This window comes from Candidatus Steffania adelgidicola (assembly GCF_020541225.1).
Classification (GTDB): domain Bacteria; phylum Pseudomonadota; class Gammaproteobacteria; order Enterobacterales; family Enterobacteriaceae; genus Steffania; species Steffania adelgidicola.
In genome coordinates this window covers 447,960-465,581 of record NZ_CP045889.1, presented here as the reverse complement: position 1 = coordinate 465,581, position 17,622 = coordinate 447,960, and the positions used below count along the sequence as shown (strand labels likewise).

The window sequence follows — 17,622 nt, the reverse complement described above, 5'->3', positions numbered from 1 at the left end:
AGTACCTTTTATATTGCTTGATATTTCGCAGTACCGGTTATATAGAAGATGAAACTCTCATCTAAGATATTAATAAAATTTCTTAGAGATTGTATGAAAGTTATGTACTGTTTGAAAGGATGGTATCGAATAATATCGCTATAGGTCAATGCTCTATTGTTTCTTTCATGGTGATAAAGTCGTACGTTAAAATATATTGATATTAAAGATATATCTTCTTGTATCTCATTAAGAATATACCGCTATATGTCAGTTAGTTAATTAAGCTGAATACACCTTCTTTCCATGTACAGTGGACTCTCTGGTAACGAGAATCAATTTAATATTGTTCACTACATAACTCTAAAATTCTACTGCTTTAGATAGTAGATCGCTATTAGTCTTTTCACACCCATTCAACATAAATAATACCTAAAAAATAATTTTACCCGATAAATAAAAACTTATAATTTATTGACTCATAGAGATAACACTATTGAAATTATCGTTTTAAAAATGCCAAAGATTTTTTTATGATTGGTATCTTCATACCATGTAGTAATAAGTAACCATGGCTATATATGAGCCTTATGTATGTTAAGATATTGTTTCCATTAGAATAGCCATTGAAATCATCTTATACTCAATCAACAAAACTACATTAAGACTGTTTCTTTAGAAATTGATATTACGTGGACTTCGAGGGAAAGGTATGATATCACGGATGTTTTTCAACCCGGTAATATAAGCTATTAATCTCTCAAAACCCAATCCAAAACCTGCATGCGCAACAGTTCCATACCGACGTAAATCGCGATACCACCAATAATCTTCTTTGTTAAGACCCATGTCTGCCAGACGCATATCTAATCGATCCAAGCGTTCTTCACGCTGGGAACCTCCAATGATTTCACCAATACCGGGAGCCAGAACATCCATCGCCGCTACAGTTTTACCATCATCGTTCATCCTCATGTAAAATGCCTTTATATCCTTAGGATAATTTTTTACAATTACAGGAGCTTTAAAATATCCTTCTGCTAAAAAGCGCTCATGTTCTAAAGATAAATCCATCCCCCAAGATACAGGCTTTTCAAAAATCTTATCGCATTTTTGCAAAATACTTATCGCTTCGGTGTACTCTACCTGTGCAAAAGCTACACTAATGAATTTTTTTAGACGATGAATCACTTCTTTATGGACCTGATTAACGAAGCATTGCATGTCATCAGGACGCTCGGTTAACACGGCTTTAAATATATATTTCAACATGGATTCTGATAATCGAGCAATATCCTCCAGGGTACCGAACGCTACTTCTGGCTCAACCATCCAGAATTCAGCAAGATGACGAGTAGTATTAGAATTTTCCGCTCGGAATATTGGACCAAAGGTATAGATTTTTGATAAAGCACAGGCGTAACTTTCACCGTTCAACTGTCCGGAAACCGTCAGAAAAGCCTCTTTCCCGAAGAAATCTTTATCGTAATTAATTTTTCCCTCAGGTGTACGTGGCAAATTTTCCAAATCGAGAGTTGAAACTCGGAACATTTCTCCGGCACCTTCGGTATCTGAGGAAGTAATTAATGGGGTGGAAACCCAGAAGAAACCTTGAACATCCATAAAACGGTGAATAGCCATCGCGACGGTATGGCGTACTCGCGCTACCGCGCCAATAAGGTTAGTACGTGGTCGCAGATGCGCCAATTCGCGTAAATATTCGAGACTATGGGGCTTGGCAGCCATAGGATAGCTATTAGGATTATCCACCCATCCAATCACTTGAATGACCTGTGTCTGAATTTCATAATACTGACCGATCCCTAAAGATTTTACTACCCTTCCCTTTACTGATACAGAGCATCCGGTAGTTAGACGCAAAATATCGTTCTGATATTGTATGATAGTATTATTAATTACTACCTGTAAAGTATCGAAACAAGAACCGTCATAGATAGTTAGAAAGGAGATGCCGGCTTTAGAATCTCGACGAGTGCGCACCCAACCCTGTACGGTAATTTCACTGTCAAGCGGGATTCGTCCTTGTAGTATATCAACCACAGATACTACGCTCATAAAATTCCCTCCCACTTAGTTAACAAAACAGGATTTTCAATTAAATAAAAAACGATAACATAATATGTTACTTCGAATCGGAAAGCCAAGAATGGAAAATCGCATATTTCACGTCTTTGATATTAAAAAGAATCATAAAAAAATAAATAAACAGCAGAATTTATATCCAATTGAGTTTAGTAACTTTTTAGTATCAGTGTTGCGTAAAAATACTTAGAAAAGACATGAAAAAAAGTAATTTTATATTTTTTTAAATTTATATATTAAAATACTCTATTCTTATAGATAATCCAAATTTTGGGTAAATCATTAAGATTTAGTTGCAGATACACCTCTTTAAACTTGTCAGAACCTTGAATATCTCAGACTACATCATAAATATTATGAGTGTAGAATATATATATTCATGCAGTATGCTCTTAAACTTCTTAGGAGCATAATCAAATTTATTATATATACATATCCATCCTTAATACCATATTGGAAATTGTATAAGAAGATGTTTTACAATCAGTGTTCTACATATCATGTATATACCAGTATCAAAAAGCGCCTCATATCATCTATTAGTACCCCATAGATATCTTACAAACCTCTTTCTATTACATATCAATCCAATAACTTCAACTATTTTTTGGGATAAATAATAACTGACAATATTCTTGGGAAGAAGAAATTATGACTATTCACTTTCCAGTTCAACAATACTGAACAAAAGAAAGGCTCACTCCCAGTAATTTTAAAACATCATGTTTACTTCAATAACGTATTGAGAAGTCTTAAAAATAACTTTTACACTGGTAACACCAGATAACATGGAGGGCAACCGCCATGTTATTATTTAGATAACGTTATTACGCATTCAAGAATGCGCGAGGTTTTCCCCGTGACAATACATGTTTCTAGGCATGAACAATTTTTAAAGAATCGTACGAGCACTGTGGAAACTCAGCGTTTCTTGATAAAACGACAGTTAGTGTTGATATAAATAAAAATAGAATTTTTTCATAAAACGTGAGAGAGAGGAATGTATGAGGAACGCAGATAAATCCAGATAGAAATAAAGCCTTTCCCACACATCTACGCGATTGAGAAGAATTCTCCTCTCTATTCCCATTTATCAGATATTGAGATGAAAAGACAAGAAATTTATCGATTCTTTTGAAAGTCATAAACTAACCTATTGCGTTCAGCGCAGATATAGAAGATTATCTAGACAACAATTGAATTTTAAAAAGAAAAATGCTATCCTAATCCCTAATAGGGACATTGGAATCTGATATCCCACGTCAATTTATAAACACCGTGAATTCAGTCGCAACTTGAATTGCTCAAAAAAAATCATACTGATTTTTTTACAGTATAGCCTTATTCGAACCTGCTTAAATGACGTTGGCTAAGTATAATCTTTTATATAGATATAATTCCGCAATCCAAAATAGACTTAGAGTCTATTCGTATAATAATCCAATTATTCCAAACCTCCCGATATTTACTGCCGATAAACGATAACAGTATTCCTTTTAATTACAGTTACTTATTCGTAAGAATATTAATTATGCATCAGAAAATGATAAATAAATTTCAATGTTTTGCTGAGGCTTTTTCAACCCAAAAGAACACAGTAAGTTCGAAATCTATATCGAAAAACATGGTACAAGAGACACCTTACTCCTATTCTATCTCTGTAACTCAAAACCACAATAATCACCGTTATAATTGTGAGTTGAATTGATAAACACAACCGTATGATTTTATATGGAAAATATTTCCTCTTGCTTTCAAGGACCACCTTTTTAACTATCGATGAATAATGTGATCAGCTCCATTCCAATATTAGAGAAAAAGAATGAATCCTATAAGAAGAGATAGTATTATCTGGTTGTCTATAATCTTTATGAAGCATATGCCTCTCGATTGTATATAAAAAACTGAAATCGGCGTATTCAAATACTTTATGCAGCAGAATTTAGTGCTTCCTGTTACAGGATATCAACACGTTTTATACCACATCGGTATAAACAGCGCTATAAACAGATTGATAAAAATACAGCTGGAAAGTATAGAAATTTACGGATGATAACCAGATAATCTTCAGAAAGGAGAGAAAACTTTTTTCAAAAAAAGAATCCTTAAAAACTTGCTAAATTTGTCGTCAATGTCGTCCGTGTCGTCTGTGAATCACGATCTGAGCCGGAACGCGAAAAAAAACAAACCCATCAACTAAGTAACATCATTACAATTTGTATACTGTATATTAAAATAGTATTACTAGCGTCGCATTTAAATATCGTGTTCTTTAAGTTTACACTTATAATTCATAAAATTTCAACTCGCCGTATAGATACAAAATTACTCTCTTTAATCTTCATCCTGGCACGTCTTCAGACAATATCTCTGTTTTAATCTATTCATGCTTATACTTTAATATAATCATATGGTCACTAACTTAAACAAACTCAGACTAGGGCCTTAGTATATAGCGATCCCTATTCTTTTTTTATCAATACTTTTCTTATCTCTTTAGTAGAGTGATTGTCAGTGCTGAACAAGAGACTAAATTCTGGCTCACTCATCTGCGTTAATCATGTCTTTCTATAAAATATAGAAAGACTATTCACTATTCACTATTCACTATTCACTATTCACTATTCACTATTCACTATTCACTATTCACTATTCACTATTCACTATTCACTATTCACTATTAGTATGGATACTAAATAAACTTCCATATAAAATATCGTGATGACATCTCTAGATATATAGATAAAACTTTTTCCATACCCAGGAAAAAACTCCAAACATGGAACCTGGCTTTATTTATATTACCTAAGTGTTATACTCTTTCTAAGAGTATTATTTATAAATCTTCCACATCATTATATAAAATATCTATTTTTATGGTATTTTTCCTAAAACTTAATAAGTTTTATCCAGATCTGTAAATTATAAATACCGTCCAACATACAACTCTTCTTGTGTAATTTGCACTCAGAATCAGCATAGATATTCAACATTTAATGATAAACAAGAATCAACAATGTATCAACTACTTTTTTAACCTGAGAGACGAAGCTCCTAAATAGGAGGACTATACTTTCATCTCCTTCTGTACAGATGACCCTCTTCGCTAACTACTGTACCTCTAAGCCTCAGGCATTATTATCGAGCCATTCTACCGGAATTTATACCATTATCTTTATTCTAATATTAGAAATCAAAATTAAACTACAGCCATATATTGATTTTTGTACCCCAACATAATCTCGATTTATATCTCGGCATTCACAACAAATTTACAACAAAATCCGGCTACTTTCTCGTAGGCTCTCTTATGTTCTTAACTTCCGAATTACTATGTAATGGCAATAATAACCTCTTATTTTTCATGAGAGGTATGCGATTTTATGCATCATTGTTGAACTTGGCTATTTACTACAGTATTTATCTACAAATGTAAGTGCTTTTTACATGACCAAACATAAAAATACACAACCTAGATAGAAAAAACAAAGAAATGCATACTGAGCGATCTGGAGCTTGTTCTGAATCCGGATTCAGTACTTCACACGAGTCTCCTTAAATATAACACCACCAATACTCTCTCCGTTTCTTATCAAGAAAGCGGGAAAAAGCGCTATTAACGTTAGCACGTAACCAGCATTTTTACTTCTTGTTGGCACGAAGATAAAGAAGGCACCGATTTAACTTTATATCTAATGGAGCTTCTATCCGAAATGTTTTTCTGCTAGTCGGATGCTCAAAACACAGCGAAATGGCGTGTAGAAAAAGACGATTTAGGGCACACACTTTTAGTGTCTGATTAAACGCATCATCCCCGTAACGATTATCAAACGCAATAGGATGACCAGCATATTGGGCATGAACCCGAATCTGATGCGTGCGACCAGTAACCGGAGTGGCTCGAATAAGTGTTGCTAACGCAAATCGTTCTTCCACTTTGAAACGGGTTTCTGACGGCTTACCCTCAGCATTAACCCGCACGATGCGCTCACCACTAGTGAGCGCATTCTTTAGTAGCGGTGCCACTACCTTTTGAGAACGGGATTTCCAATAACCTTTTACTAGCGCTAAATAATCTTTTTTTATCCCTTTAGTACGAAATTGCTCATGCAGAGAACACAATGCCGAACGCTTCTTGGCTATCAACAAGACCCCAGAGGTATCTCGATCTAGGCGGTGAACTAGCTCGAGAAAACGTACATCGGGACGAAGTACTCGCAAGCCTTCAATGACGCCAAAACTGAGACCGCTTCCACCATGCACAGCTGTACCAGCTGGCTTATTCAGGATCAGAAGATCCTCATCTTCATAGAGCACAGCATCATTTAATATCGCCACATTATCTAATGTAGTAAAAATACATGACTTCTCTACCTCTGATCGCCGTACTGGAGGAATACGCACTTTATCATCATGTTTAAGTTTATATTCCGGTTTGACTTTTTTTTTGTTAACTTGAACCAAACCTTTTCGAATAATTCGGTAAATCATACTTTTCGGCACCCCTTTAAGGTGAGTACGCAAAAAATTATCAGTCCGCTGACCAGCTGCATCTAGAGAAATGGTGATAAAATAACCACTAGGTTTATTCGCATTCATAAAATGAGATTGTAAATATATCGACACCATAGCGCCACTTCTTTTTATATGTTTAACTATGGGTTCATGGGTGAAATATCTTCTGTAATCTCTTCACTCGTTATCCACTCTGATTAAGAAGCCATTTAGGATAAGTCTGAAACCTATCATTGATGCCTAAAGTCATCTTGCTATCCACCTGTCACCAGTGGAATAATACGTTTACTTTCCACGCTTTTTTACTTTAAACAACTAAACGAGAAATCAAACATGAACCAGATTTACTCATTATGGTAATTAATATATCACGCTCTACTCTTATCAAACGATAGTCTCATTCATGACAGAAAAAACCTTAAATTTATATGATGTAGACCAAACGCCGCAATGGCGTAAGATGTAATGGCTAATCAAGCAGTTAGCGGGCTGCGATTACAGCTTGGTGGGTAATGGGAATCCGTTCTGGCAATTACTATCAGACGTTATTCTATCCGTAAAAAACGCCGTTTTCTGTTATGAAAAACAGGCTGCCGAAATATTTCGCTCTTTAGCAAGGAACCACGGTAAGGTTGACGACTTTTCACCAAGTTACGGGATCCTCGGTGATTATCTGACATGCGTTTTTTACCCGCAGCTCTGATACCAACAGATAAAAAATGAGTAAGTTACGATGAAAAGAATGTTAATTAACGCAACTCAACAGGAAGAGTTGCGCGTCGCCCTGGTGGATGGCCAGAGACTATATGACTTAGATATTGAAAGCCCTGGACACAAGCAAAAAAAATCCAATATCTATAAAGGTAAAATCACCCGTATTGAGCCTAGCTTGGAAGCGGCATTTGTGGATTATGGAGCAGAGCGACACGGCTTCCTTCCTCTCAAAGAGATCTCCTGCGAATATTTTCCTTCTCAATATTCTGACTATAGTAGCCGACCCAACATTAAAGATGTTTTACGGGAGGGTCAGCAGGTCATAGTGCAGGTAGATAAAGAAGAACGGGGTAATAAAGGCGCCGCATTAAGCACCTTTATAAGCCTGGCTGGAAGCTATCTGGTGCTTATGCCAAATAATCCACGGGCTGGCGGTATTTCGCGGCGTATCGAAGGTGATGATCGAATAGAGTTAAAAGAAACTTTATCCTCTCTTGAGCTTCCGGATGGTATGGGATTGATTGTTCGAACTGCAGGCGTTGGCAAGTCTGCGGATGCCCTGCAATGGGATTTAGCTTTTCGACTGAAACACTGGCAGGCAATTCAAAAAGCTGCTGCAGGACGTCCTGCACCATTTTTAATTTATCAAGAAAGTAATGTTATCGTTCGCGCTTTTCGCGATTATTTACGGCCTGATATTAGCGAAATCCTAATTGATAATCCAAAGGTATTGAACTTAGCGAAGGCTCATATCGTATCACTGGGTCGTCCGGATTTTAATAGTAAAATTAAACTTTACAGCGGAGAAATCCCCCTGTTCAGCCACTATCAGATCGAATCACAGATTGAATCCGCATTTCAGCGAGAAGTAAAATTACCCTCCGGTGGCTCTATTATTATTGACACTGCCGAGGCGCTTACTGCTATTGATATTAACTCCGCGCGTTCAACACGCGGAGGCGATATTGAAGAAACCGCTTTTAATACCAACCTTGAAGCAGCGGATGAAATTGCTCGACAACTGCGCCTACGTGATTTGGGTGGCTTAATCGTGATAGACTTTATCGATATGACACCACTTCGCCACCAACGCGAAGTAGAGAATTGTCTACGCGAATCAGTGCGCCAGGATCGTGCCCGCATTCAAATAGGACGCATATCTCGTTTTGGATTGTTAGAGCTCTCCCGTCAGCGCCTGAGTCCCTCGCTTGGGGAATCAAGCCATCACGTCTGCCCCCGTTGTAGTGGCACTGGTCGTATCCGCGATAACGAATCCCTCTCCCTTTCCATATTGCGACTAATCGAAGAAGAGGCCCTGAAAGAGAATACTCATGAAGTCCATGCGATCGTACCAGTTCCCATAGCATCTTATTTGCTAAATGAGAAACGCGAAGCAGTCAATGCAATCGAGAAACGTCAAGGCGGAGTGAGAGCAATTATCGTCCCAAACGATCAAATGCAGACCCCACATTATGGGGTTTTACGCGTAAGAAAAGGCGAAGATGCCCCTACTTTGAGCTATCTATTACCGCAACTTCATGAAGTAGAGATGACGACACACTCATCAGAGGATGCTATTACAGAGCGAAAGCGTCCCGAAAAGCCGGCAATAGAGGATTTTATGATGCCCAATCCTTCATTGATCTGCGATAAGCCCGTTTCTGCTAACACCTCTACGGGTACTCTTATGTCGCGTAGTTTATTCTGGCGTCTCATTGCTGGTTTCAAATCTCTTATTAGTACCCAACCTCATCAACAGGAAACTGATTCCACTGATGCTCTGATGAGCGAGACACCGCCCGAAGGAGCTATGTCACAGCGTCAGAAACTCCATGCTTTATACAGGAACAACAAAGAACGACGCGAGCGCAATAATGGCGATCCTGAGCATGCTCATCAGGAGAATCATCAGCGACACAATAATCGTAACGACCCCCCCCGAGGGCATATTCAAGCTTTCACCGCTATACAATCAACGGGTAATCTCATAAATAAAACTCCGCGGGAAGAAAATGAGACACTACAACGTGAGGTACCTCCAGATGCCCCATCCTATCGCCGTCAGCAAGCGCTGAAAACAGACCCTAGCGCGCAGGAGAGCAAGGCTCTGATCATTAACAATGATATAAAGATAAAGAGTGGCGAAAAAACAAATGAGGCCGATAAACTGATGCGGTTACCGCAGCATCAGGTACGCCGACCGCTGAATCAAAAAATTCATCTTGACGATAAATCAGCTATCCCTGTCACCCTGACTTCTACTATCACGGATAGTGCCACAGTTATCTTTAATACAGCAGTAGTCAGGCAAGATAATGGAATCAACCATCTACAATCTGAGAATAGCAACGAGCTCCAGTCCAGAAGCATGGATATCAGCCGTAATGGTAATAAAACCGGGCTACCGCGCCGTTTACGTCGTTCACCTCGCCATCTACGCGTTAGTGGACAACGTCGGCGACGTTACCGTGATGAACTTCATCTATTAGTATCACCAATGCCGATGACCAGGGCAGTGGTATCTATAGAAATAGCCTCAGGTAAAGTATGGGTTCGCTATCCTATTACTCCTATCAGTCCTATTCAACAGACAGACAATGATGGAATTACGCATGTGGTTTCTCACGTCCATCGATCATCAGTTTCAGCATTTTCTGGGCAACAGCAGCAGACATTAGAAACAGCCATAGCTTTAACCATGAAAGAAACCTTAAATCACGAACATCTCTCGCAGTTAATGCTTATCCCACTGAAGAATCCTGTACCTTCACAACCATATAATGCTGAGATACTGCCAATAATTGAATCCCTTCAATCCCCGTGGAGAGAAAAACAGATCCAACATACTGTTAGTAGCAGTATGCTGCTAACAACGCACGTTATCAACCAACAACAAGAGTCTGTAGATTTAAAGACGACATCACCTATTAAAGATAAACAGAAAGGCACCTGCGATTTTGAGAAATCCTCCCGATCAACTGAAACACACTTCTTCTCACGACTCTCTGATAAAACAACTAATCCTACGGAAACACCGGAGTTATTCTCTAACGCTGCTGCATTAACTGCAGCCATCTTAGGCGAAGCTAGTGACATGATCGGTCAAACAACGCTAGTTTCCTCCCCTCTAACCGTACAGGGAAACAAATATACGAGACATGCAGAAAATAAACGTTCGTTGCTAGTTATCCCTGAAACTCGTTTTAGGCGTCATGCTAGCGCGCCAACAACTACACCCTCTATATTACCGGATTATAAAGATTCGTCTCTCCCAGGAGGCGACTGGGAAAGAGAAAATTACCTATTTGAAGGCAATGGCGGCGCTGGCGGTCATACTGCAGACAGGCACTCTAGCGCACCAGAAACCCGTCCAGATTCACCAGATCTACGCTAACGCATATTCTTTTCCACCCCCAACTCAAGACTCGCTTCGGCGGGTCCTTTTTATCTGCTTTATGAGGTCATAAAGATATTAAATTAAGATAAGGTAAAATACGGTAAGGTACGGTAAAGTACGCATCTCTCTTTATACTTCTTCTAATAAAGTGCTTTCATAAGCAAAGTAATAACTTTATCCTAATTTAACCGGAGCTAGACAATATGTCTCAACAATCACCAGTACTCAAAATTCGACGACCGGACGACTGGCATGTGCATTTACGCGATAATGAGATATTGCGTACAGTGCTGCCCTATACTAGTCGCCACTTTGGCCGAGCGATAATCATGCCTAATCTAATGGTGCCAATAACCACTCTCGAGCAGGCGAGAGCCTATCGAAAACGCATTGTTTCTGCGCTCCCAAATGGACACCGGTTTACACCATTAATGACCTGTTATTTAACAGATACCTTAAGAAAGAAAACACTTATTGACGGATACAAACAGGGGGAATTTACTGCAGCCAAGCTGTATCCAATGAATGCTACCACTTACTCCCAGCATGCTGTTACTAACATTACAGCAATGTATCCTCTCTTTGAAACAATGCAAACACTTTGCATGCCTCTACTTATTCACGGCGAAATGATCGGGAGAGATATCGATATTTTCGATCGTGAAGCTCGATTCATCGAAAAGATCATGGAACCTATTCGGCGCCAATTTCCAGAGCTAAAGATCGTTTTTGAACACATTACCACAAAAGAGGCCACTGAATATGTGCTTGCCGGTAATTCTTATTTGGGCGCTACAATCACTCCACAACACCTGATGTTTAACCGTAACCATCTTCTAGTGGGAGGCCTACACCCTCATCTTTACTGCTTACCAATCTTAAAACGTAAGATCCACCAGGAAGCATTGCGCGGAGCTCTCGCAAGCGGCTGTAATCGTTTGTTTCTCGGTACGGATACCGCGCCGCATACCCAATCGCGTAAAGAGTCAGACTGCGGCTGTGCAGGAATTTTTAACGCCCCATCAGCATTAGCGGCTTATGCCACAATATTCGAAGAGATCGGTGCACTAGCGCATTTAGAAGCTTTTTGTTCGGTTAATGGTCCATTTTTTTACGGTTTACCGCTGAACGAAGATTTTATTACACTAGGCCGTAAGACAAACCGCCAACCCATGACAATTCCTCTTATAAATTCCGATCTCGAGACGCTAGTACCCTTCCTTGCTGGCCAGCTGCTCAATTGGAGCGTACTAAATGACAGTGAATGTGACGCTGATAAATATACAGTCAATTCACTGGATAATATAATGGGATCCATCCCTTAGTAGCCTAGTTATTTTCCTAAAACATTTGCATAAAACTTGAGGCGTATTAAAGGATACGAATATACTTCATTAACAATGAAGTATCTTAAACACCGGTATTTAATCATCTTAAAAAGTATAGCATGAAGGATATAAATAAAATAATAAAGACAAAACTAAAGCTTAAGCATAAACGTTTAAAACTACGCATTCGGTTATCTACGTTAGGATCTAAATCTCTTAAAAAAAAGAAATGAAACCCAATCACTTTATCTTGCTTAAGTGTAAATCTTATAACTCGCTTAATTTTTATCCATTTCTACATTATACCGCTCCATCGGCTGCCAAAAGGTAGGGGAAAGAAATTTACAAACCTTTTAAAAAATCTTGTAAAAACAAGGCGTTATAAGAAAACTTAAATTCCATGGCTTGTTTTAAAGCTTATTAGAGCGCTCTTTTCACTGAAAAGAGAAAATATAAAAAATATGACCGTGTTATTGAATAAACAGTATTCAGATATAGTCAAAGTTACTGTTTCATTTTAGTCAAGAAATTGCGATCATATCAAGTTAATGTGTTGCCATGAACAATCAAGCATTGCCACAATCAGTCTTGAGGAGCATAACGCCATTTTAGTCTTTGAAAGAGTTGTACAAGATTAAAGCGAAATGACTTCAAAAACACACAATATTACAGAATGTCAAATTTTTACTAAAAATACATGTGCACCTTGTTTATAAAAGCAAAAAAATTTTTATCTTAAAGGTGAAGTAGAATAACTATACCCTTAAAAAACCATGAATAACCAACAGGCGAACAGGTAGAAACATTGGAAGATAGCAATCAAAGTCTGGATAAAGCTAATCTATAGCTAAAAGCTGTTGGATGTGTTAACGATATAACTCATTGCTACCTGTTAGATTTATAATTAAAAAGATCCATGACATCTGACGTACCAAGCATGCCACAGTAAGCAAGGAGATAGGCGTGAAGCAATTACCGAAGTTCCTGATAGCTATCGGGGTCAATCTTATCATCCTTGTAGCATTGACGGTTACCGGATTGAATCTAGCCATAACGCATCTAAATCACTTCCGTCCACAAATAGTCGCAATTTTAAATCACGATTTCCATACCAATATCCAGATAAACCGGCTCCAAGCTAGCTGGGAATCCTTTGGAATCACTTTGGATATTAGAGGACTGGAAGCTGTGAATTCTACCGAGTTGCTGAATGTAGAGCACCTTACGCTAGCTCTAGATATCTGGAAATCGCTTCTGCAGTGGCGCTGGAAATTCCGAGATGCAACCTTTTATAATCTTCAGGTAATTGTTAACCCCACTATGTTACAACAGGATCAGCATAATGCTTTTGTCAAGGCCTATCATTTTTTTGATTTTTTTCTTCGCCAGTTTGATCAGATCATGCTGATCTGCAGTAAGATCACTGTTCTAACCCCATCAGGAGAAGAGAATCGGCTTTCTTTACTACACGTCACCTGGTTTAATACCCTTAATCACCATTTTGCTAAAGGAAAGATACGCCTCTCCAGTCGACAGATAGAGCAAGGAGAGATCGAGATACAAATAGATTTGTATGATCAAAAAGAGGTACTAGACCATGGCAAGATCTCTCTACAAGCCAAGCATTTTAACTGTAAACCTTGGTTCAATAAACTATTAAAACAGAATATCAACCTAAAGAGTGCTGATTTTGGTCTAACAAGTTGGGTAACTATCACTAACGGAAAGATTGCAAGCGCAGATGCTTTACTCAACAAGGGATCTATGCTTTGGGAAGAGGATGTTCAGAAACATTGGATTGATATTCATCAGATAAGGCTGCATCTAAGAAAACAGGAGAATACTTGGAAGATAGATATACCAACAATAGATCTTACCACAGATGGTCAAGCCTGGGCACCTGCAACGCTATCATTTTACTGGTGCCCATCACAGGGGTATCTCGTTAGTCAAGATCCAAAAGGTGAGATACGTCTGCGTGCGAGCGGACTTGTTTTCGAAAGGTTAACACCATTGCTATCGCTGATCTCATGCGTAACGCCAACTCTATGTGCACGCTGGCATGACCTGCAACCACATGGAGAACTGTCAACCTTAATCTTAGACATTCCACTTAGTAATGTCGTTGCCACGCATTTTCAAGGACGCTGGCACGATCTCAGTTGGCAGAGCTGGAAAATGCTGCCTGGCATGGATCACATCTCTGGATCAGTAGAAGGCTCGATAGATACGGGAGAATTGCAGTTAACGATAGAACATAGCAAAATACCCTATCAGGTGATGTTTCGCAAACCAATAAATTTATTTTATGCGTGCGCGACTTTTTATTGGCACCATAATCTAAAAAAAGAGCTAATTCTCTGGGGGCGTAATATTCATGCCCAAGCTCCATCAATATCAGTTAATGGTGATTTTTGTTTTCATCAACCAGTAAAAGGGGAACCTTGGTTAGATGTTCTTGCCGGTCTACGCTCAAACAACGCTAGCAATACTTTACGTTATTTTCCCACAAGACTGATGGGAATCCGCTTAATGGAGTATCTAACCAGTGCGGTTAAGCACGGCAAAGTAGATAATGGCATCATGCTATTTTCAGGCAATCCCACTCGGTTTTCATTTAAACATAAAGATGGACATCTTCAGGTATGGCTACCTTTAAGACATGCGGAGTATCAATTTCAATCTAATTGGCCGGCCCTCAAGCGGTTAGAAATCGACCTAAATTTTGTTAACGATGGTTTATTTATGTATGCTAAACACACTATGTTTGGCGAAGCCAAAGGTCGAAATGTCACCGCTAGCATTCCAAATTATTCTAAAAAGAAATTATTAATCGATGCCAATATCAGCGGCACTGGTGACGCTGTTCGTAACTATTTTCTTCAAACACCGCTTAAATCATCGCTTGGAAAAACACTCAATGAGCTTCGGGTTTCAGGGAAACTACATGGAAACCTGCATCTAGATATCCCACTTAGCGGTCCAGCAGTGACTGCTTCAGGTGATATAACGCTTGAGAACAACTCACTTTATTTAAAATCATTAGACATCACTCTACAGCATTTAAACGGTACTTTTCATTATACTAATCGTAATATAGACAGTACCTTTCTTGACGGGACATGCTTCGGACAACCTATAGTGTTGAATTTCATAACGAGAGAAAAGTTCGGTAGCTTTAACGTTAATGTTGGACTAAAAGGAGACTGGATACTTAGAAAGTTACCTTTAATACCAGATAGACTGACCAAAGTAGTGAAAGGTCATATACCCTGGGAAAGTAATATTAAGGTTGTTTTACCGGTAAAAGGGAAAATGCACTATGAAGTTATAGTGAGGAGTGATCTAAAAAATATCAAGAGTCAGTTTCCTGCTCCATTCGATAAAGAAGAAAATCAGCCCTTAACGCTTGTTATAAATGCTAAAGGAAATATGTATTCCTTTACATTCAGTGCCTACACGAACAATCTTAATGCTTTTAATAGCCAATGGCTATTATTGCCAGGAAAAAAAGTTCAACTAGCGTTTGGAGCGTGGACAGACAATGGAAAGATACCTCCACTTCCCGCTGATACTGCTGCTCTAACGTTATCGATAAAGACTCTGGATGGAGATAAATGGCTACACCTACTTCAATCACTACCGCCGTCACGAGGTACAGTATCAGATATACCTTTCTTTTTTCCAGAGACGCTGAAAATACGGATCTCAGATCTAACACTAGGCGGGCAAACCTGGCATCATCTAGATCTGACTGATCATAATATGAGTCAGGGAAATAAAGTTATTATACAGGGTCAAGAAATCCATGGTATTTTAACTATAACTAAGAATGCACACTGGCGTGCCGATCTAGACTATCTCTACTATCATCCAGGTTTTTCCATCGTCACTGCCAATCCCAGTTCCTCCTTGAGCAAGAAGCAACGCTCTGGGTACAGTGATATTTTTGCTAACTGGCCTACCACATTCAAAGTCACTTGCCGTCAGTGCTGGATTCAAGGTCAGAATTTAGGATGGGTTAGTGCCAACATCAAGGTAAAACAGAATCAACTTACACTGACCGGCGGTGTTATCGATAACGGCAGAACGCGTCTGATTGTCGAAGGTAATTGGCTGAATAATCATCAAGAGAATAAAACTTCTCTGAGAGGGAGAGTAGAAGGGGAAAATATTGCAGCCATAGCTGATTCTATCGGGATAGATACACCGCTTCGTGAATCCCCTTTTAATATAAATTATAATTTACAGTGGCATGGTGCGCCATGGCAGGTAGATCTAACGCTTTTAAATGGAGTTCTATATGGTCGATGTGGAAAAGGAAAAATCGAGAATATCACCAGTAGCAGTGCCGGGCGAATCCTACGCTTACTGAGCTTAGATGCGCTATTTCGTAAATTTCAATTTGATTTCAACGATGCTTTCGGGAAAGGATTTTATTTTGATTCAATCATAGGAAACGCCTCATTACATAAAGGAATTTTACATACTAACAATCTACTGATTGATGGCTTAGAAGCAGATATTGCTATGATGGGAAATTTAGATTTTACTCAACACCTAGTGGATATCGAAGCTTTAATCGCACCAAAAATTTCTATTACGCTTGGTATGGCGACGGCATGCGTCATCAATCCGGCGATGGGCGCGGCAGCCTTTGCTGCCAGTAGAGTTTTGGCACCATTATGGAATAAGTTATCGCTTATTAGTTATCATATAAGCGGAAACTGGGCAAAGCCGAAAATAGAAGAGGTTTTACGCCAACCTCGCATTCCGAAACAACGATTAAAATAAAAACCTCTTATTCAACCGCAACACTTATTTCCCGTAGATTAGTTAAAAAGATTTTTAATTCTGGATCATTATCTAGACCCCTTATGAATAGATAGGTGTTACGATTTTTTTACACTTCTTGTCATATAAAACATCATTTAAATTACTTATAAAGTATAGGCTTTTTCTCACAACAGGTTTTTTTTAATTATATACCTCTATAGGCGCAACCAAGATCTGCTCAATATCTACGATGCATACTTTAGTGAACATCAGAATCAGCACTGTCATTGGACAGTCAATCTTTTATTTTGTTTCACTCAGATTCGACAAAAATAAATCCTGATATAAATATCAATCTCTATATCTTGCTTCTATATTGCACACAACCCGTGTGTCATCCCTTGTAAAAAATGCACTTACTCTTTTGATAGAATTCTTTTTGATATTGCAATCTTTCTCTTCCAGATAACATATGAGATTTCGTCATCGCTTTTAGAAGAACTTTATTCTTTATAAATCTTAATCTGAAGAATAGTGATAAAATTTTACTTGTAAAAATAGAACAACTATCATCGATAATAGACATTACCCGGATAAGATCTTGATTGGAATGGGATTCCAGATAACCTATAAAAAAGGTGATACACGGAAAAACCACTATTCTCATTCCAGTAAATACGATAAATAGTACACCACACGATATATATACCTCACTATAATTAAACATTACTTCCATCTTCACTGTAGCACTAGTAAACAATAATATGTAAAGTTAACAGATATATGAAAGTTCTCCCTTATAACATAAAG

The 17,622-nt window shown here is 38.4% G+C and carries 6 protein-coding genes; 4 read left to right on the top strand and 2 right to left on the bottom strand.

From position 1 onward, the window contains the following. Positions 1–654: 654 nt before the first annotated feature. Both asnS and rluC read right to left on the bottom strand, forming a co-directional pair. Positions 655–2,055: an asparagine--tRNA ligase gene (gene asnS / locus GFK82_RS01165; RefSeq protein ID WP_226811103.1), complete on the bottom strand. Its 1,401-nt coding sequence runs from the start codon at positions 2,053–2,055 to the stop codon at positions 655–657. 3,669 nt (positions 2,056–5,724) lie between these two features. Next, positions 5,725–6,681: a 23S rRNA pseudouridine(955/2504/2580) synthase RluC gene (gene rluC / locus GFK82_RS01160; RefSeq protein ID WP_226811254.1), complete on the bottom strand. Its 957-nt coding sequence runs from the start codon at positions 6,679–6,681 to the stop codon at positions 5,725–5,727. A gap of 421 nt (positions 6,682–7,102) precedes the next feature. Between rluC and GFK82_RS01155 the strand changes: the two genes are divergently transcribed. The 4 genes from GFK82_RS01155 to yhdP all read left to right on the top strand — a co-directional run bounded on the left by GFK82_RS01155 (position 7,103) and on the right by yhdP (position 16,830). Then, positions 7,103–7,300: a hypothetical protein gene (locus GFK82_RS01155; RefSeq protein WP_226811102.1), complete on the top strand. Its 198-nt coding sequence runs from the start codon at positions 7,103–7,105 to the stop codon at positions 7,298–7,300. A gap of 30 nt (positions 7,301–7,330) precedes the next feature. Beyond that, entirely contained in the window at positions 7,331–10,705 is a 3,375-nt protein-coding gene (gene rne / locus GFK82_RS01150) for a ribonuclease E (RefSeq protein ID WP_226811101.1), read from the top strand. 206 nt (positions 10,706–10,911) lie between these two features. Beyond that, a complete protein-coding gene (pyrC, locus tag GFK82_RS01145) occupies positions 10,912–12,033 on the top strand; it encodes a dihydroorotase (protein WP_226811100.1) in 1,122 nt (373 codons plus the stop codon). 966 nt (positions 12,034–12,999) lie between these two features. Further along, on the top strand, positions 13,000–16,830 hold the full coding sequence (yhdP, locus tag GFK82_RS01140) for an AsmA2 domain-containing protein YhdP (RefSeq protein WP_226811099.1): 3,831 nt from the start codon (positions 13,000–13,002) through the stop codon (positions 16,828–16,830). Positions 16,831–17,622 lie beyond the last annotated feature (792 nt).